Below are 18,375 nucleotides of genomic sequence, written 5' to 3'. Positions count from 1 at the left end.
GCTCTCACCTGTCCCGAGCCATCCCCAATTGGCCAGCGCATTTTGCGATGTTTTTTGTGACGCACGTCTTGCTAGACTTCACCTCGTCCTACAAAAACAACAGACGCCGACAACGGAGTCACGGGGGCATGAATATGATTCGCACGGTCACCCTGCTGATCGGCTGCCTCTCAGCCGCCATCAGCACCTCCTCCCTGGCCAACGGCCAGACCCAGCTGAGCGACGTCAAACAGGCGATCGACCAGGCATTCTGGCAGAACCTCTACGGCAACGGCGGCACCACGCTGTACTGTGCCCAGCCCTTCGCCCGCGAAAGCGGCACGCTGACGGCCAGCCCGATCTACAGCAGCAAGCAGCTCAAAAGCTCGATGCGCTGCGTCACCGACCGTCAGTGCACCATCATGAACCCGCGCTACCCATACATCGTCGCCGACCTGCACAACTACTACCCGGCATTGGCACGCGTGGAGCTGGTGCGGCGCAACGCGCAGTTCGCCGACCTGGGCGATGACATACCGAGCAAGTTCGCCGATATCGGCTGCGACCTGAAGACCAGCTTCCAGCTGGTGGAGCCGCGCGACGAAGCCAAGGGCAACATCGCCCGGGCGATCTTCTACATGCATGTCGAGTACGGCCTGCCCATCGTCGGCCTGGTGCCTATGTACAAGGCCTGGCACCGCATGGACCCGCCCGATGCAGAGGAAAAGGCGCGCAACGATAAGATCGAAACGCTGCAGGGTACACGCAATCGCTTTATCGACGACCCGTCGCTGGTTGATCAGCTGATCACCGACTGACCGGCGCGGCGGGCTTTAGCCGCTAAGGGAAAGCCTAGCCTCTGCGCTTGTGCAGCGAGCGCAGCTTGTAGCGATCACCAGGATGGATCAGCCGCGCGTAGCTGATCAGGTGATCGTCCGACCAGGTACGGCGAATCACGCTCAGGCAGGGCATGGCCGGGTCGATTTGCAGCAGTTCGGCCGTGCGCGCATCTACCAGCACCGCTTCCACTACATGCTCGACGTCCGAGATCGGGCAACTGGCGACCAGCACCTCGTTGGGCGTGACCTGGGTGAAATCGCTCTGCAGGTAATGCGGCACCCAGCGCGGATTGACGAAGCGGTCCTCGAGCTGGATCGGCAGGCCATCCTGCAGGTGCACGAGGATGCTGTGAAACACCTCACCGCCCAGACGCAAGCCGAGGCGCAGGGCCACCTCGTCATCGGCTGCGATGGCCTCGCAACGCACCACGACGTTGCTGTACGCGTGCCCACGACCACGCACCTCACTGGCGATGTTCATCACCTCGTGCAGCGGCGACTCGGCCTTGCGATCGGTGACGAAGGTGCCAAGCCCGGCCTGACGCACCAGATAACCCTTCTGCACCAGATTCTGGATCGCCTTGTTGGCGGTCATGCGGCTGACGCCGAAATCTCGGGCCAACTGCTCCTCGGGCGGAATCTGGTGATTGACCGGATAGGCACCGCCGTGAATGCGCTCGAGAAGAAAATCCTCGATGGCCTTGTAGCGCGGGGTGGGACTGGTCACGGCAACTCCTTGGTAATGCCCGGTGCGCGGATGATACATCAGCCCTACGAATGATCTCGCAGGAGCCCTGCCTCAGGACGTAAGCGGTCGCGGCCACTCAGCAAGAGCTGCGGCATGATCACCATTCGCCGCGGGGCGCGGCTCCTGCACAAAGACCGTAGCCCGGATGCAATCCGGGGCCTATATCAAGGCCCCGGATTGCATCCGGGCTACGCTACCGCCGTTCTCAGCCTACCGACGGCAGCATGCCGGCTGGCAGCAGCGGCGTCAGTACGCGCTCGGCCAGCAGTTCGTCGGCGGCGGCGATGTCCGGGGCGAAGAAGCGGTCCTCGACGTAGTACGGCACCCGCGCGCGCAGTGTCTGCCGCGCCTGTTCCAGCGCCGGGGTGCTTTTCAGTCCCTCGCGGAAGTCCAGACCCTGGCAGGCGCCGAGCCACTCGACGGCGAGGATGCCGCGGGTGTTGGCGGCCATGTCCCACAGGCGCTTGCCGGCGTTCGGCGCCATGGACACGTGGTCCTCCTGGTTGGCCGAGGTGGGCAGGCTGTCGATGCTGTGCGGGTGGGCCAGCGCCTTGTTGTCGCTGGCCAGGGCCGCGGCGGTGACCTGGGCGATCATGAAGCCGGAGTTGACCCCGCCATTGGCCACCAGGAACGGCGGCAGCTGCGACATGTGCTTGTCCATCATCAGCGAGATGCGGCGTTCACTGAGAGAGCCAATTTCCGCAATCGCCAGCGCGATATTGTCGGCGGCCATGGCCACCGGCTCGGCGTGGAAGTTGCCGCCGGAAATCACCTCGCCTTCGGCGGCGAACACCAGCGGGTTGTCCGACACGGCGTTGGCCTCGATCTGCAGCACCTCGGCGGCCTGGCGCAGCTGGGTCAGGCAGGCGCCCATGACCTGCGGCTGGCAACGCAGCGAGTACGGGTCCTGCACCTTGTCGCAATCAGCGTGGGAGCGGCCGATCTCGCTGCTGTCGCCGAGCAGGTGACGGAAGGCGGCGGCCGCATCGATCTGCCCGCGCTGGCCGCGGGCGGCATGGATGCGCGCATCGAACGGCGAGCGCGAACCCAGCAGCGCCTCGACGCTCAGCGCGCCGCAGACGCTGGCGGCGGCGTACAGGTCCTCGGCCTCGAACAGCCCGCGCAGGGCGTAGCCGGTAGACACCTGGGTACCGTTGAGCAGCGCCAGGCCCTCCTTGGCCGCCAGGGTCATCGGCTCCAGGCCGGCGACGGCCAGTGCTTCGCTGGCCGGCAGCCACTGGCCCTTGTGCCGCGCCTGGCTTTCGCCCAGCAGTACCAGCGACATATGCGCCAGCGGCGCCAGGTCGCCGGACGCGCCGACCGAGCCCTTCAGCGGGATATGCGGATAGACCTCGGCGTTGACCAGGGCGATCAGCGCCTCGATCACCTTGCGGCGGATGCCGGAGAAGCCGCGCGCCAGGCTGTTGATCTTCAGCAGCATGATCAGCCGCACCATGGCGTCACTCAGCGGCTCACCGATGCCGGCGGCGTGGGACAGCACCAGCGAACGCTGCAGCTTTTCCAGGTCGTCGCTGGCGATGCGGGTCGAGGCCAGCAGGCCGAAGCCGGTGTTGATGCCGTAGGCCGTGCGGCCCTCGGCGATGATGTTCTCGACGCAGGCGACGCTGGCGTCGATGGCCGGGTGGGCCGAGGCGTCCAGAGTCAGGTGCACGGGCGCCTGGTAGGCGGCGCGCAGGTCGGCCAGGGTCAGCTGGCCGGGTTTCAGGTTCAGGGTGCTCATCGAGTGTTCTTCCACGACTGGTTCGGCTCGCGGGCCCGGCCGGATGATGACGCAAACGGCCGGCCCCGCGCAGCGGTAAATGGGCTGGGCAGGCGACAGGCCTGCCCAGAGGTTCAGCCGATCATCGGCAGCTTCAGACCCTGCTCGCGGGCGCAATCGATGGCGATCTGGTAACCGGCATCGGCGTGACGCATCACGCCGGTGCCCGGGTCGTTGGTCAGCACGCGGGCAATGCGCGCGGCGGCTTCGTCGGTGCCATCGCAGACGATGACCATACCCGAATGCTGGGAGAAGCCCATGCCCACGCCGCCGCCATGGTGCAGCGAGACCCAGGTGGCGCCGCTGGCGGTGTTGAGCAGGGCGTTGAGCAGCGGCCAGTCGGATACGGCATCGGAGCCGTCGGCCATCGCTTCGGTCTCGCGGTTGGGGCTGGATACCGAGCCGCTGTCCAGGTGGTCGCGGCCGATGACGATGGGCGCCGACAACTCGCCGCTGCGTACCATCTCGTTGAAGGCCAGGCCGAGCTTGGCACGCAGACCCAGACCGACCCAGCAGATACGCGCCGGCAGGCCCTGGAAGGCGATGCGCTCGCGGGCCATGTCCAGCCAGCGGTGCAGGTGGGCATCGTCCGGGATCAGTTCCTTGACCTTGGCGTCGGTCTTGTAGATGTCTTCGGGGTTGCCGGACAGCGCCGCCCAGCGGAACGGGCCGATGCCACGGCAGAACAGCGGACGGATATAGGCCGGGACGAAGCCGGGGAAGTCGAAGGCATTGCTCACGCCCTCTTCCTTGGCCATCTGGCGGATGTTGTTGCCGTAGTCGAAGGTCGGCACGCCCATCTTCTGGAAGTCGAGCATGGCCTGCACATGCACGGCCATGGACTGCTTTGCGGCCTTGACCACGGCGGCGGGGTCGGTCTGCGTGCGGTCGCGGTACTGCTCCCAGGTCCAGCCAATCGGCAGGTAGCCGTTGAGCGGGTCGTGGGCGCTGGTCTGGTCGGTGACCATGTCCGGACGCACGCCACGGCGCACCAGCTCCGGCAGGATTTCGGCGGCGTTGCCCAGCAGGGCGACGGAGATGGCCTTGCCTTCGCTGGTGTACCTGGCAATGCGCGCCAGGGCGTCGTCCAGATCGGTGGCCTGCTCGTCGACATAGCGGCTGCGCAGGCGGAAATCGATGCTGCTCTGCTGGCATTCGATGTTCAGCGAGCAGGCGCCGGCCAGGGTGGCGGCCAGCGGCTGGGCGCCGCCCATGCCGCCGAGGCCTGCGGTCAGCACCCAGCGGCCCTTGAGGTTGCCGCCGTAGTGCTGGCGACCGGCCTCGACGAAGGTCTCGTAGGTGCCCTGAACGATGCCCTGGCTGCCGATGTAGATCCAGCTGCCGGCGGTCATCTGGCCGTACATGGCCAGGCCCTTGGCATCCAGTTCGTTGAAGTGCTCCCAGCTCGCCCAGTGCGGCACCAGGTTGGAGTTGGCGATCAGCACGCGCGGGGCGTTGGCGTGGGTCTTGAACACGCCGACCGGCTTGCCGGACTGCACCAGCAGGGTCTCGTCGTCGTTCAGCTCCTTGAGGGTCTCGACGATCTTGTCGTAGCACTCCCAGTTGCGCGCGGCGCGGCCGATGCCGCCATACACCACCAGTTCCCTGGGATTCTCGGCCACGTCCGGGTCGAGGTTGTTCATCAGCATGCGCAGCGGCGCTTCGGTCAGCCAGCTCTTGGCATTGAGCTGGGTGCCGCGCGGGGCGCGGATTTCGGTGTCGCGGAACTTGGTCATGTTGCGGGGCTCCTGTGGAACGGGTCAGTGATGGGCGGTCAGAGCCAACCCAGAAATTGAGCGAGGTAGGCCAGCGGAATGGCCAGCAGCAGGCTGAGCAGGGTGCGCTGCAGCCAGATCAGCAGCAGCTGGCCGAGGCTCAGCGGGATCCGCGTGGCCAGCACGCAGGGAATCGAGGCAGAGAGAAACAGCACGCTGCTGACCGAGACGATGGCGGTGACGAACTTCACCAGCACGTCGGCGTCCTTGAGCAGCATCGCCGGCAGGAACATCTCCGCCAGGCCGGCGGAAATGGCACGGGCGACCTGCATGGGTTCGGCCAGGCCGAACAGCCAGGTCAGCGGGTAGAGCAGCACGCCGAGGGCGTCGAACAGCGGGGTGTACTTGGCGGCCAACAAGCCGAGCAGGCCGACGGCGAGAATGCTCGGCAGGATCGCAGCAGTCATGCGCAGGCCGTCGAGGAAGGTTTCGCGCAGCGCCGAGCCCAGCGAAGGGGCGATGCTGGCCTGCTGCATGCCGGCGCGCCAGGCGCTGCCCAGACGGCTTTCACCGGGCCGCAGTTGCGCCTCGGGTGCGGACTCGGACGGCAGACGCGACAGCGGGTAGATGCGCGCGCTGATGGCGGTGACGGCGAAGGTCACCGCCATGGCGCCCCAGAAATACAGATTCCACTGGCCCATCAGGCCCAGGGTCTTGGCGATGATCACCATGAACGGCGCGGACACGGTGGAGAAGCCGGTGGCGATGATCGCCGCTTCGCGCACGCTGTAGTGGCCCTGCTGGTACATGCGGTCGGTAATCAGCAGGCCCACCGAGTAGCTGCCGACGAAGGACGCCACAGCGTCGATGGCCGACTTGCCCGGGGTGCGCCAGATCGGCCGCATCACCGGTTGCATCAGCACGCCGATCAGCTCCAGCAGGCCGAAGCCGATCAGGAACACCAGCGCCAGCGAACCCAGCGGCACGATCAGCGCCAGGCTCAGCACCAGCTTGTCGAACAAGAATGGCAGCATGTCCGGCTGGAACAGCGCGTCCGGGCCGAGGTGCAGCAGGTAGGCCACGCCGATCAGCAGGCCGGCCACCTTGAGCACACTGAATACCCGATGGGTCGCGCTCCTGCGCCAGCTGCCGTCGAGCCAGGGCGCCAGCGCGCCCCAGAGCATGAACAGCAGCGCCAGGCCGATCACCAGCGGCCGCGCATGCTGCTGCAGGGCGCTGGCGGCGTGGTCGAGGAGAATGGTCGAGCGACCGCCGATGTCGAACGGCACGAAGAACAGCAGCAGGCCGATCAGGCTGTAGCCCAGCAGACGGGTCAGGGCGCGCTGGCGCGACACGCCGCTGCTCAAGGATAGCGACTCAGACATGACACGGCTCCTGGCCGCGGCGGGCGGTAATGGACATCGGGTTTTCCTCGTATTTGTTGTTGTGCGGGAAAGCGCCGTCCGTGGAAGCTCAGAGGCTGAGCAGGTGAATCAGCCGCGCCGCCACCCTGGCGGTACGGTTGTCGGTGTCGTATTCCGGGTTGATCTCGGCCAGGTCGGCCAGGCGCAGCTTGCCGCTGGCCTTGAGCCGTTCGAGCAGCGGCTCAAGCAGTTCCAGGCGCACGCCCCGGGCGGCCGGCGCGCTGACGCCGGGCGCTTCGCAGGCCGGCAGCACGTCGATGTCGATGGTCAGGTAGAGCGCGTCGCACTCCGCGGCGAAGGCGTCCAGTTCGGCGCCGATGGTGGCCAGGGTGGACTCGCGGATCTCCCGGTCCTCGCGCACCAGCACGTTCAGCTCGGCGGCGCGGGCGAACAGCGCGCGGGTGTTGCTGGCGCGGCTGACGCCGACACAGGCGTAGCGGAACGGCCAGCCGCGGGCGGCGCACTGGTCGGCAATCTGCGCGAAGGGCGTGCCGGAGGAATGCACATGGGTCGCGTCGCGCAGGTCGAAATGCGCGTCGAAGTTGACGATGCCGATTTTTGGCGCCGGGTTGCCGGAGAGATGCTCGGCCAGGCCGGACCAGCTGCCGAAGGCCACCTCGTGGCCGCCCCCGATCACCAGCGGCAGATGGCCGGCATCCAGCAGTGCACAGACGTTGTGCGCCAGGCGCGCCTGCGCCGCCTCCAGGTCGCCGTCCTCGCAGGTCACGTCACCGGCGTCGTAGGCCGGCGCCTGGCGGTGCCAGGCCAGGTTGGCCAGCGCCTTGCGCACGCTCTGCGGCGCGCCGGCAGCGCCGACGCGGCCATGGTTGCGGCGCACGCCCTCGTCGCAGGCGAAACCGAGCAGGGCCAGGCCCGGCTGGCTGCCTTCGGCCAGCGCCTGGATGCGCTGGTGCCAGCGCGCGCTGTCGGCTTCCGGGTCGGTACGACCGCTCCAGGCGGCCATGCTGTGACGATCAGCGAGCATGAGTGACGGCTCCATTGAACACGCGCTGGCGCAGGCGCCCGGCCTGCACCGCATAGGCCAGTTCGGCCGGTTGCCGGATATCCCACAGGCACAGGTCGGCCGGGGCGCCGACGGTGATACGGCCCAGCTCGGCCAGGCCGAGGGCACGGGCACCGTGGGCGGTCATGCCGGCCAGGGCTTCACGCGGGGTGAGGCGCAGCAGGGTGCAGGCCAGGTTGGCCATCAGCGTCGGCATGCAGATCGGCGAGGTGCCGGGGTTGGCGTCGCTGGCCACGGCCATGGGCACGCCGTACTGGCGCAGCAGCGCGATGGGCGGCAACCGGGTTTCACGCAGCATGTGGAAGGCACCGGGCAGCAACACGGCCACCGTGCCGGCCTCGGCCATGGCGCGCACTCCGGCCTCGTCCAGATACTCGATATGGTCGGCGGACAGGGCGCCATAACGCGCCGCCAGGGCGCTGCCACCGAGGTTGGAGAGCTGCTCGGCATGCGCCTTGATCGCCAGGCCATGGGCCTGGGCTGCCTGGTAGATGCGCTCGCACTGCGCCGGGGAGAAGCCGATGCCCTCGCAGAACACGTCCACCGCATCGGCCAGGCCCTCGGCGGCGGCCGCTGGGATCATCTCCTCGCAGACCAGGCTCACGTAGTCATCGGCGCGGCCGCTGTACTCCGGCGGCAGGGCATGGGCACCGAGCAGCGTGGTGATGACCCGCACCGGCCGCAGCTCGCCCAGGCGACGGGCCACACGCAGCATCTTCAGTTCGTCGGCGACGGTCAGGCCGTAGCCGGACTTGATCTCCACCGTGGTCACGCCATCGGCCAGCAGCGCATCGAGGCGCGGCAGGCTGGCGGCGATCAGGTCATCCACGCTGGCGGCACGGGTGGCGCGCACACTGCTGAGGATGCCGCCGCCGGCGCGGGCGATTTCCTCGTAACTGACGCCTTCCAGGCGCTGCTCGAACTCGCCGGCGCGGTCGCCGGCATAGACCAGATGGGTATGGCAGTCGACCAGGCCTGGGGTCATCACGCCGCCGCGACCTGCCTCCACTGCACCCTGCGCCAGCGTCTCGTCGAAAGTACGCGATGACCACAGGCCGGCAATGCGGCCGTTCTCGACCAGCACGTTCATCGCCTCGTCCAGCTGCGCCAGGCCATCGAAGACCTGTACATCGCGCCAGAGCTGTTTCGAGGTGGAATGCATGGGCATGGGGTTCTCCCGACTTGTTTTGTATATACAATATGAGCGGTTCGAATCGACGTCAAGCCAGCCTGATCGGCAGAAGCTGGCATTGATCAAGGCTAAGCAGGCCCCTGAGATGTGTGAACATCGCTATCCGGCGGGCCGCCAGCCTCTATCTCGGAGACCGGGACACGGAACCTGCGATCGGAACCGTTCGTCGGCTTAACCGCTATGTATATACATTTGGAGGACTCATGGCCTTTACCCCGCTCGATCCGGCAACGGCCCGTGCGATGCCCTGGAAGAACGGAGGCGGCACCACTCTGGAGCTGGCCATCTCGCCAGTGGGCGCCAGCCTGGATGATTTCGCCTGGCGCATCAGCAGTGCGCAGGTTGCACTGGACGGCGCCTTCTCCAGCTTTCCGGGAGTCGACCGTAGCCTGGCTGTGCTCGCCGGTAACGGCTTGCATCTGCAACGACAGAACGGCCAGCGCCAGACGCTGATCAGTGGCGGCGCAGCCGTGGCATTCGATGGCGAAGAAGCGATCAGCGCACACCTGCAGGATGGTCCGATCACCGACCTCAATCTCATGACCCGGCGCGGCGCCTGGAATCATGAGCTGCGATCACTGTGGCTGGACGGCGAGCAGACGCTGAGAATCGATGCCGAAGCGTTGCTGCTGTGGAATACGACGTCCCATAGCGTGCGCTATCAGATATCGGAGGGCGACCGGCAGGTGCTGCCCGCGCACAGCGGAGTGCTGCTGGAGAACGAGCAGGGACCTCTCAAGCTGGGATGTGATCATCCCTCGCGGCTCTATGTTGGCCGGTTATGCAAAGGCTCTGCATGACCCGCCGTACACAAAAAGCGACCTCCACCCATTATCAATGCGCCATCACGTCGCTATCTGACCGGCGGCTGTCGCTCTCACCCATTGCACCTCCCTTCACCTCCGTACCCTCCCCCGGGTTCGCCGCATGCGAACTTCGGGGGATTCGCTGCTTCACGGCCAGCACAACGGCCCTTTCAACACACTCGCCTGATCAAGGGAGGACGCGACACCCCTTTCTCTGCCGCCAACGATGTCTATAAACATACGGAGAGCAAAGTCATGTCATTTCGCAGGAAAACACTACTGGCCCTGGCCATCAGCACCGCAACGGGGACACCACTGGCCCTGGCCAATCAGGCCGAAAGCCAGGGCTTCATAGAAGACAGTCACCTGAAGTTCATGACTCGCAACATCTACTGGAATCACGACCGCCACAGCGGCGCGGATGACCGGCGCGAATGGGGCCAGGGTCTTCGTCTCGACTACACCTCCGGCTACACCCAGGGCACCGTTGGTTTCGGTGTTGATCTGAGTGCCTATTCAGCGATCAAACTCGATGGTGGTCGTGGCTACTCCGGGCAGGCCGGCGTGCTGGTGCCGGATGGCGAAGGCACCAAGGATGCAGCCGGTTCTGCAGGCGCATCGGTGAAAATGCGCATATCCAGCACCGAACTGCGTTATGGCAACAATCTGCGCCCCTACAACCCGGTTTTCGCCCCAGCCGATGCGCGTCTGGTTCCGGGTACCGCCACCGGTTTCTGGCTGACCAGTTCCGAGTGGGCTGGTCTGGATCTCGAAGCCGGACACATCACCGCATCCAAGGACTTCAACAGCACCAACAGCGACGATGATTTCTATGCGTCCTATGCGGGTGTCAGTACCGACACGGTAGACTTCGTTGGGGGCAACTACGCCATCACCGACAACCTCAGCGTCAGCCTATACGGTTCCGAGTACAAGGACATCTGGCGTCAGTACTACGCCAACACGAACTACACCTACTCGCTGAGCGACGACCAGAGCCTGAACTTCGACTTCAATATCTATCGCTCGAATGACGAAGGCCGCAAGCTGGCTGGCGAAATCGGCGTTACCGCCTGGTCGTTCGCTGCGGCCTATACCCTCGGCGCGCATACCTTCAAACTGACCCACCAGCGCATCAATGGCGACCAGCCGTTCGACTACCTGGGCATGGGGCCGGGCACCTACCACGACTCCATCTACCTGGCCAACTCCTCACAGCTTGTGGACTTCAACGGCCCCAACGAACGCTCCTGGGGTCTGTTCTATGATCTGAACATGGCCAGCTATGGCGTGCCCGGCCTGACCTTCCATGCTCGCTATATCCGTGGTACCGACGTCGATGGCAGCAAGATGGATCCGACCAGCCCCTACGCCTACTACGCCGACAGCGAAGATCACTGGGAGCGTGATATCGCCGTGGGTTACGTAGTGCAGAGCGGCCCTGCCAAGGACCTGTCCTTCAAACTGCGCCAGGCCACGCACCGTATCGGTAATGGCAAATCCGACGTGTCCTCAGATCAGGTTCGCCTGATCATCGAGTTCCCGTACGAGATTTTCTGACCCCGTAAATGCAGAAGCCCCGGCACGCGGGCCGGGGCTCCTTTCAGACGATGCGGCGTGATCAGAACTGCGCGGCATCCAGCAGATACAGCGATTCGCTGCCGGCCTTGACCGACGCACTCAGCGAGTGAATGCGCGGCAGCAGGCGGGCGAAGTAGAAACGCGCGGAGCCCAGCTTGCTGGCGTAGAAATCGTCCTGACCTTCCTTGCCCAGCGCGGCGCGGGCCATCAGTGCCCACATGTAGGCGTAGGCGGTGTAGCCGAACACCTGCAGATACTCCACCGAGGCAGCGCCGATTTCGTTCGGGTTGCTCTTGGCGCGGTCCAGCACCCAGGCGGTCAGCTCATCCAGGTTCTGTACGGCAGCGGCCAGCGGCTTGGTGAACTCGTCGAGGCTCGCATCGGCGGAGGCCACGAAGCCCTTGATCTCGTCGGACAGGTGCTTGTAGAAGCTGCCACCGCTGCCGACGATCTTGCGCCCGACCAGGTCCAGCGACTGGATGCCGTTGGTACCTTCATAGATCTGGGTGATACGGCAGTCGCGTACCAGCTGCTCCTGGCCCCATTCGCGAATGAAGCCGTGGCCGCCGAAGATCTGCTGGCCATGCACGGTGGTTTCCAGGCCCATGTCGGTGAGGAAGGCCTTGGCCACCGGGGTCAGCAGGGCGACCAGCTCCTCGGCGCGCTTGGCGGTTTCCTTGTCCTCGCTGTACTTGGCGGTGTCCAGCTGCATGGCGACATAGCTGGAGAAGGCGCGGCCGCCTTCGTTCAGCGCCTTCATGGTCAGCAGCATGCGACGCACGTCCGGGTGCACGATGATCGGGTCGGCGGCCTTGTCCTCGGCTACCGGGCCGGTCGGCGCGCGGCTCTGGATGCGCTCGCGGGCGTATTCGATGGCGCTCTGATAGGAGCGCTCACCCAGGGCCAGGCCCTGAATACCCACGCCCAGGCGCTCGTAGTTCATCATGGTGAACATGGCGTTGAGGCCCTTGTTCACCTCGCCAACCAGGTAGCCGGTAGCGCCGTCGAAGTTCATCACGCAGGTGGCCGAGGCCTTGATGCCCATCTTGTGCTCGATGGAGCCGCAGCCCAGGGAGTTCTTCTCGCCCAGCGAACCGTCGGCGTTGACCATGACCTTGGGCACGATGAACAGCGAGATGCCCTTCGGACCGGCCGGGGCGTCCGGCAGCTTGGCCAGTACCAGGTGGATGATGTTCTCGGTCAGGTCGTGCTCGCCGCCGGTAATGAAGATCTTGGTGCCGGTGATCTTGTAGCTGCCATCGGCCTGCGGTTCGGCCTTGGTGCGGATGATGCCCAGGTCAGTACCGGCGTGCGGCTCGGTCAGGCACATCGAACCGGCCCATACACCGGCGTACATGTTCGGCAGGTACTGGTTCTTCAGCTCTTCGCTGGCGTGGTTGAGGATCGACAGGCAGGCACCGGCGGTCAGCATCGGGTACAGGCCGAAGGACAGGTTGGCCGAGTTGACCATTTCCTCGACCTGGGCGCCGATCACCTTGGGCATGCCCATGCCGCCAAACTCCGGCGATCCGCCCACGCCCACCCAGCCGCCTTCGGCGTAGGTGCGGTAGGCCTCGGGGAAGCCCGCCGGGGTTTTCACCACGCCGTCGGTCCAGGAGCAGCCTTCTTCGTCACCGCTGCGGTTGAGCGGCGCGATGCTGCCTGCGGTGACCTTGCCGGCCTCCTCGAGAATGGCACTGGCGGTGTCTTCGTCCACCACCTCGGCCAAGGCCGGCAACTCGGCCCAGAGCTTGGAGACTTCGAATACTTCATTGAGCACGAAGCGCATGTCGCGCAGGGGGGCTTTGTAATCGGCCATGACACATCCTCGAAAAAACGGACTTACGTGAGAGAGCCGAGTTTACTTGAACAACTTTATAGACACATAGGGTCGTGTTGTGACCAATAATCCATACAAAGTCATAAACTGCGTGATCTGAAAACCCTCTACCTGCAGGCAGAACCTGGCTGCAAGCATTCGCCGGCCAGGGCTCATTCGCTCCCGGCGGCCAGCTTGACGGCTCCGCGACGATGGCCGGCGCTGCGAATGCAGTTGCGTCCGGCAGCCTTGGCACTGTAGAGCGCCTTGTCCGCCTCCTTGATCACCTCATGCGGATTGCGCTGCTCCGTCTGGCGCTCGGCCACCCCCATGCTCACGGTCACCGATACTTCGCCTGTCGCCTTGCCGGCACGTCGCTGCCTGCCCTCGCGGTCGTCACGCGGGCGGCTCTGCTTGTCACGCAACTGCATGCGGTACTGCTCGATGGCCAGGCGCACCGTTTCCATATGCGGCAGGCATTGCTCCACGTTCTTGCCCGGAAACAGCAGGGTGAATTCCTCGCCACCATAGCGATACGCCCTGCCGCCACCACCGACCTTGCGCAGCTGACTGGCAACCAGCCGCAAGACCTGATCCCCGACGTCATGGCCATGGGTGTCGTTGAATTTCTTGAAATGGTCGACGTCGACCATGGCGATCACGTAGTCGCGGCCCAAACGCTGCAGGCGCTCATTGAGCGCGCGCCGACCGGGCAACCCGGTCAGCTCGTCACGGAAGGCCATCTGATAGGCCTCATGCGCCACGGCCGCCACCAGCATGAGCATCACCAGACTGATCATCACCTGCAGCGCGTTGGCCAGGATGAAGACCAGCGGCAACATCCACAGCAGGCCGGACAGCCCGACCAGCTGCGCCGCATGCAGCGGCCGCGGGCGGCGCAGGTACTGCACCAGCAATGCACCCAACGCCACGAAAAAGGCCAGATAGGACAATTGCGCGAGCGTCATCCAGGCCCCATGCAGCACCGGCCAGTGAATCTGCGCCAGCCACTCGGCGACGCCCTGCGGATAGCGCCGCGCCAGACCGACAGCCACGGCGCTGACCGCCACCAGCACCAGGGTGCGGGCAAAGATGTCCTGCAGCAGATGCGAACGCTCCTCCCAACAGCCGTAGAGGGCATAGAGCAGGGGCAACAACAGGCTGACCAGGTGAAAGACCAGTGCAGCGTCTTCACGCACCTGGCCGTGGTCACGAAAGTGATCGACCTGAATGTCCAGCAGGAAGTAGCCGACATACAGCGCCAGCAGCAGGAACACTTCGCGCTGGCGGCCATAGACCAGACAGAAGGCACCACCGAGCAGCAACAGCAGGGTCGGCAGCACATTGAACAGGGAGGAGAAGAACTCGCTCAACACCGGCAGACGCGCAGCCAGCAACGCACCGAGCAACAGGGGCAGCGAGGAAAGGAAGTGACTGAGGCGCAGATTGGCCAGACGTATCACGCTGAATCCTTGGCGGGAGTTGAAGGCATTCTGCCTGCTTCGACGCCTTAAAACAGCGACCGGATGCGACATTCACTTCAGTGTTCGGCGCAAAAACGACAACGCCGCCCCGAGGGGCGGCGTTGTACTTCAACCGATCAGGACTCAGTAGCCCAGAGCGAAATGCTCTTCGTCCATTTCCATCAGGTTGTTGGCGCCGGACAGCATGGCAGCTGCGTGGGCACGGGTACGCGGCAGGATGCGCTCGAAGTAGAAGCGCGCGGTCTGCAGCTTGGCCTTGTAGAAGGCCTCGTCGTCGGTACCGGCAGCCAGCTTCTCGGCAGCCAGGCGAGCCATGTCGGCCCAGAAGTAGGCCAGGCAGGCGTAACCGGAGTACATCAGGTAATCCACCGAAGCGGCACCGACTTCTTCGCGGTCTTTCATCGCGGCCATGCCCACTTTCATGGTCAGGTCGCCCCACTCCTTGTTCAGCTGAGCCAGCGGTGCGACCAGACCTTTGATGGCCTCGTTGCCTTCGTTGGCCTGGCAGAACTTGTGCACGATCTTGGTGAAGCCTTTGAGGGCTTCGCCCTGGGTCATCAGGACCTTACGACCCAGCAGGTCGAGGGCCTGAATGCCGGTGGTGCCTTCGTACAGCATGGAGATACGGGCATCGCGAACGTTCTGCTCCATGCCCCACTCGGCGATGAAGCCGTGGCCGCCATAGATCTGTACGCCGTGGTTGGCAGCTTCGAAGCCGACTTCGGTCATGAACGCCTTGGCGATCGGAGTCAGGAAGGCCAGCATCGCGTCGGCGGCTTTCTTCTCTTCTTCGTTCTGGCTGTACTTGACGATGTCGACCTGCTTGGCGGTGAAGTACACCATCGCGCGGCTGCCTTCGGCGAAGGCTTTCATGGTCAGCAGCATGCGACGCACGTCCGGGTGGACGATGATCGGGTCAGCGGCTTTTTCCGGTGCTTTCGGGCCGGTCAGCGAACGCATCTGCAGACGCTCGCGAGCGTACTTGATGCCACCCTGGAAACCGATTTCAGCGTGGGCCAGGCCTTGCAGCGCGGTACCCAGGCGAGCGGTGTTCATGAAGGTGAACATGCAGTTCAGGCCCTTGTTGGCCGGGCCGATCAGGTAGCCGGTCGCGCCGTCGAAGTTCATCACGCAGGTGGCGTTGCCGTGGATGCCCATCTTGTGCTCGATCGAGCCACAGGAAACGGCGTTGCGCTCGCCGGCGCTGCCGTCGGCGGCAGGCAGGAACTTCGGCACGATGAACAGGGAAATGCCCTTGGTGCCTTGCGGGGCGTCGGGCAGGCGGGCCAGCACGATGTGCACGATATTGCTGGACATGTCGTGCTCGCCGGCGGAGATGAAGATCTTGGTGCCGGAAACCTTGTAGGTACCGTCAGCCTGCGGTTCGGCCTTGGTGCGCAGCATGCCCAGGTCGGTACCGCAGTGCGGCTCGGTCAGGCACATGGTGCCGGTCCACTCGCCGGAAACCAGCTTGGTCAGGTAGGTGTGCTTCTGCTCGTCGGTGCCATGGGCTTCGATGGTGTTCATCGCGCCGTGGGACAGACCCGGGTACATGCCCCAGGCCCAGTTGGCCTGGCCGATCATTTCGCTGAACGCCAGACCCAGAGATTCCGGCAGACCCTGACCGCCGTGGTCGACGTGGTGAGCCAGGCTCGGCCAGCCGCCTTCGACGAACTGCTGATAGGCCTCTTTGAAACCGGTCGGAGTCTTCACGCCGGATTCGCTCCAGGTGCAGCCCTCGGTGTCACCCACGCGGTTCAGCGGTGCCAGAACCTGCTCGCAGAACTTGGCGCCTTCTTCGAGGATGGCGTCGACCATGTCCGGCGTGGCGTCCTGACAGCCCGGCAGGCTCTGGTAGTGAGCTTCATAGCCCAGCAGCTCGTCACGAACGAAACGAATGTCACGCAAGGGGGCCTTGTAATCAGGCATAACGGTAAACCTCTGCGGTGGATTCCAGTAGTTGGGGGGACCGTCTTGGCGGTCGCTCTCGGGATCACTCCCGGCTGCCTGGCCACGAGGCTGCGGCCGAAGCAATCAAACAGGCGTTTGAAACATACGTTTACGCCAACCCCTTGTCAAGCGCTGCCAATCGGCCGCTACGCGACCAGATCGATGCTGGCCCCCGACGCTGACAGTTCGCCCAGGCGCCGATACAGATCGAGATCAGGCGCAGGCGACGGTGTCTGCCGCGCCTGCTCTGGCGCCGTTTCATCGGCTGAGCGGGCGTCGTCACGTGCCTTGTGCTCCTCGACGGCCTTGTCGGCCTCCTCCCGACGCAATTGGGCCAACTCCACACGCGCCTGCGCTGCTTGCGCCTGGGCCTGCGCCGCTACGCGACGATCCTGCGGCGAGGGCTCGATTGGCGCGAGCGCGGCACGCAACACAACGTCCATCTTGCGCAGCGTTGCTTCGGGATCGTTGGGGACGGGGGCGGTGTCGATGCTGACCTCGCCGGACACGGCGTAGCGCTGGCCATCGGGGCCACGCCTGAAACTGTAGGTGGGCGAACCGGCGTACTGTCCGCCAACGGCGGCGTGCGCCTGTTCATGCGTGCGAACCTCACGGTCGCGCTGCACGAGGTTGGCGATTTCCAGTTGCTGCTGGCGTTGCGCCTGGGGACTGAGCTCGGCTTCACCTGCTCGGGTGGTGGAACTGGCGTCGCGATCCGCCTCCTTCGGTTCGGGGGCGGCGGAGTTGGCTTGCTGCTCCCGTACAGCGCTGCCTGGCGCCTGATCGGCACGGGTGATGTCGGCAGACGCATCGGATGGCTGCGACCTGGCCGGACTGGCGGAGGACGCTGGGGTGAAAGCCGGCAGGCTGTTGCCAATCTGCATGAGCGCCTCCTGCCCCGCTACCGGCTAGCCGTGATGAAACTACCTATGCACGGGTATCGATCAACGTGCCCAGCACCTCGTCTGCCGTGTCGACGACGCGCGCGTTGGCACGCACTTCATTTTCACCAATGCGCAATGCCACGAGACTTTCGGCCACGTCGGGCCGATTGCGCTCGGACACTTGCGAACTCGGGTTGACCTGATTCTGCGACGAGGTCTGAGCGGGCTGCGGCAGTGGATTTACGGTGTTGCCGGCGATATCGCTGGCTGCCTGTTCGACGCGGCGCTGCCCGGCCTGAATGCCGCTCAGAGCCGAACTGAATGCGTTGGTGGAAATGTCCATTGGCAGCCTCTGGGGATGTAGCTCGATAGCCCGCATTGAAGCAGAAACCGGCTAAAAAATGTACAGGCAAAAGGCTATGGCCAGGTTGCTGTTTATTACCAGCCAGGCAATCGGCCCAGGTCGAGACAAGCCGAAACGGCATCGGCCCGGGCACTCTCCAGCCTCGGCACATGACCCAGGCACGGTGCGGGCAGGCGCTCGGCAAGGGTCGCCAGGTTGTCTTCCAGACGCGAGGTCTGCGGCTCGACGATGTTGGCCACCCAGCCCGCCAACTGCAGGTCGTCACGGGCGATGGCCTCGGCAGTCAGCACGGCGTGGTTGATGCAGCCCAGGCGTACACCGACCACCAGAATCACCGGCAAACCCAGCGCGATGGCCAGGTCCGAGAGGGTCTGCGTGCCGGAAAGCGGCACGCGCCAGCCGCCTGCCCCCTCTACCAGAGAAAAATCGGCGCCCCTGTCCAGCACCTCCCGCACAGGCTGATACAGGCTGGTGACATCCAGCACGACGCCCGCTTCGCGGGCCGCCAGATGCGGCGCGATGGCCGGCTCGAAAGCCTGCGGATTGACCTCTTCATAACGCAGCGGCAACGAACACTGCGCCAGCAAGGCCAGCGCATCGTCATTACGCAGCCCCTGCTCCGTCTTCACGCAACCGGACGCCACCGGTTTGGCCGCTGCCGTGCTCAGGCCCCGCAGGCGCGCGGCATGCAGCAGGCTGGCAGCGACGGTGGTCTTGCCGACTTCCGTATCGGTGCCGGTAACGAAATAGGCGAGGGCCATGAAAACTCCTGAATCGATGTTCCGG

15 protein-coding genes are annotated in these 18,375 nt (G+C 65.0%); 3 read left to right on the top strand and 12 right to left on the bottom strand.

Annotated features, from left to right (window positions below; all coding sequences use genetic code 11):
- Positions 1-137 precede the first annotated feature (137 nt).
- Positions 138-797 carry an endonuclease gene (locus OEG79_RS02505; protein ID WP_264148662.1) on the top strand — a complete coding sequence of 220 codons (660 nt, stop codon included), beginning with the start codon at positions 138-140 and terminating at the stop codon, positions 795-797.
- Positions 798-831: 34 nt separating this feature from the next.
- Here the strand turns inward: OEG79_RS02505 and hutC are convergent, their stop codons facing one another.
- From hutC to hutI, 6 genes are all read right to left on the bottom strand, one after another.
- The gene (gene hutC / locus OEG79_RS02500; RefSeq protein ID WP_264147313.1) at positions 832-1,545 is read right to left on the bottom strand and encodes a histidine utilization repressor; all 714 of its coding nucleotides are present in this window, start codon (positions 1,543-1,545) and stop codon (positions 832-834) included.
- 226 nt (positions 1,546-1,771) lie between these two features.
- Entirely contained in the window at positions 1,772-3,307 is a 1,536-nt protein-coding gene (gene hutH / locus OEG79_RS02495) for a histidine ammonia-lyase (RefSeq protein ID WP_264147312.1), read from the bottom strand.
- Between the two features lie 113 nt (positions 3,308-3,420).
- Positions 3,421-5,082 carry a urocanate hydratase gene (hutU, locus tag OEG79_RS02490; RefSeq protein WP_264147311.1) on the bottom strand — a complete coding sequence of 554 codons (1,662 nt, stop codon included), beginning with the start codon at positions 5,080-5,082 and terminating at the stop codon, positions 3,421-3,423.
- 38 nt (positions 5,083-5,120) lie between these two features.
- The gene (locus tag OEG79_RS02485) at positions 5,121-6,446 is read right to left on the bottom strand and encodes a YjiH family protein (protein WP_264147310.1); all 1,326 of its coding nucleotides are present in this window, start codon (positions 6,444-6,446) and stop codon (positions 5,121-5,123) included.
- A gap of 88 nt (positions 6,447-6,534) precedes the next feature.
- On the bottom strand, positions 6,535-7,470 hold the full coding sequence (gene hutG, locus OEG79_RS02480; RefSeq protein WP_264147309.1) for a formimidoylglutamase: 936 nt from the start codon (positions 7,468-7,470) through the stop codon (positions 6,535-6,537).
- Complete coding sequence (hutI, locus tag OEG79_RS02475) at positions 7,460-8,677, bottom strand: imidazolonepropionase (protein ID WP_264147308.1); 1,218 nt, start codon at positions 8,675-8,677, stop codon at positions 7,460-7,462. The genes hutG and hutI overlap by 11 nt, the downstream gene beginning before the upstream one ends.
- 227 nt (positions 8,678-8,904) lie before the next feature.
- Here hutI and OEG79_RS02470 point away from each other — a divergent pair, with 227 nt between their 5' ends.
- Together OEG79_RS02470 and OEG79_RS02465 are read left to right on the top strand one after the other, a co-directional pair.
- Entirely contained in the window at positions 8,905-9,501 is a 597-nt protein-coding gene (locus OEG79_RS02470) for a HutD family protein (RefSeq protein ID WP_264147307.1), read from the top strand.
- Positions 9,502-9,762: 261 nt separating this feature from the next.
- Positions 9,763-11,067: an OprD family porin gene (locus OEG79_RS02465; protein WP_264147306.1), complete on the top strand. Its 1,305-nt coding sequence runs from the start codon at positions 9,763-9,765 to the stop codon at positions 11,065-11,067.
- Positions 11,068-11,128: 61 nt separating this feature from the next.
- On the opposite strand, the gene OEG79_RS02460 is transcribed toward OEG79_RS02465, so the two are convergent.
- The 6 genes from OEG79_RS02460 to bioD all read right to left on the bottom strand — a co-directional run bounded on the left by OEG79_RS02460 (position 11,129) and on the right by bioD (position 18,350).
- Positions 11,129-12,907, bottom strand: coding sequence for an acyl-CoA dehydrogenase C-terminal domain-containing protein (locus OEG79_RS02460; protein ID WP_264147305.1), 1,779 nt, complete (start codon positions 12,905-12,907; stop codon positions 11,129-11,131).
- A 173-nt stretch (positions 12,908-13,080) separates the two neighbouring features.
- A complete protein-coding gene (locus OEG79_RS02455) occupies positions 13,081-14,370 on the bottom strand; it encodes a GGDEF domain-containing protein (protein ID WP_264147304.1) in 1,290 nt (429 codons plus the stop codon).
- Between the two features lie 144 nt (positions 14,371-14,514).
- Positions 14,515-16,320, bottom strand: coding sequence for a phenylacyl-CoA dehydrogenase (locus tag OEG79_RS02450; RefSeq protein WP_264147303.1), 1,806 nt, complete (start codon positions 16,318-16,320; stop codon positions 14,515-14,517).
- Positions 16,321-16,487: 167 nt separating this feature from the next.
- Positions 16,488-17,225, bottom strand: coding sequence for a putative metalloprotease CJM1_0395 family protein (locus OEG79_RS02445; RefSeq protein ID WP_264147302.1), 738 nt, complete (start codon positions 17,223-17,225; stop codon positions 16,488-16,490).
- 43 nt (positions 17,226-17,268) lie between these two features.
- Positions 17,269-17,568 carry a hypothetical protein gene (locus OEG79_RS02440; protein ID WP_264147301.1) on the bottom strand — a complete coding sequence of 100 codons (300 nt, stop codon included), beginning with the start codon at positions 17,566-17,568 and terminating at the stop codon, positions 17,269-17,271.
- Between the two features lie 95 nt (positions 17,569-17,663).
- Entirely contained in the window at positions 17,664-18,350 is a 687-nt protein-coding gene (gene bioD, locus OEG79_RS02435) for a dethiobiotin synthase (RefSeq protein WP_264147300.1), read from the bottom strand.
- Positions 18,351-18,375 lie beyond the last annotated feature (25 nt).

Origin of the sequence: Pseudomonas sp. Z8(2022), assembly GCF_025837155.1 — a bacterium.
Lineage (GTDB): Bacteria > Pseudomonadota > Gammaproteobacteria > Pseudomonadales > Pseudomonadaceae > Aquipseudomonas.
This window is presented reverse-complemented; position numbering and strand designations above follow the sequence as displayed.

What these genes read in the sequence shown, in the direction of transcription:
- OEG79_RS02485 (WP_264147310.1), bottom strand. Translation starts at nt 6,446, where the DNA reads ATGTCTGAGTCGCTATCCTTGAGCAGCGGCGTGTCGCGCCAGCGCGCC.
- OEG79_RS02460 (WP_264147305.1), bottom strand. Translation starts at nt 12,907, where the DNA reads ATGGCCGATTACAAAGCCCCCCTGCGCGACATGCGCTTCGTGCTCAAT.
- hutH (WP_264147312.1), bottom strand. Translation starts at nt 3,307, where the DNA reads ATGAGCACCCTGAACCTGAAACCCGGCCAGCTGACCCTGGCCGACCTG.
- OEG79_RS02445 (WP_264147302.1), bottom strand. Translation starts at nt 17,225, where the DNA reads ATGCAGATTGGCAACAGCCTGCCGGCTTTCACCCCAGCGTCCTCCGCC.
- OEG79_RS02465 (WP_264147306.1), top strand. Translation starts at nt 9,763, where the DNA reads ATGTCATTTCGCAGGAAAACACTACTGGCCCTGGCCATCAGCACCGCA.
- hutU (WP_264147311.1), bottom strand. Translation starts at nt 5,082, where the DNA reads ATGACCAAGTTCCGCGACACCGAAATCCGCGCCCCGCGCGGCACCCAG.
- bioD (WP_264147300.1), bottom strand. Translation starts at nt 18,350, where the DNA reads ATGGCCCTCGCCTATTTCGTTACCGGCACCGATACGGAAGTCGGCAAG.
- OEG79_RS02450 (WP_264147303.1), bottom strand. Translation starts at nt 16,320, where the DNA reads ATGCCTGATTACAAGGCCCCCTTGCGTGACATTCGTTTCGTTCGTGAC.
- OEG79_RS02440 (WP_264147301.1), bottom strand. Translation starts at nt 17,568, where the DNA reads ATGGACATTTCCACCAACGCATTCAGTTCGGCTCTGAGCGGCATTCAG.
- hutI (WP_264147308.1), bottom strand. Translation starts at nt 8,677, where the DNA reads ATGCCCATGCATTCCACCTCGAAACAGCTCTGGCGCGATGTACAGGTC.
- hutG (WP_264147309.1), bottom strand. Translation starts at nt 7,470, where the DNA reads ATGCTCGCTGATCGTCACAGCATGGCCGCCTGGAGCGGTCGTACCGAC.
- OEG79_RS02470 (WP_264147307.1), top strand. Translation starts at nt 8,905, where the DNA reads ATGGCCTTTACCCCGCTCGATCCGGCAACGGCCCGTGCGATGCCCTGG.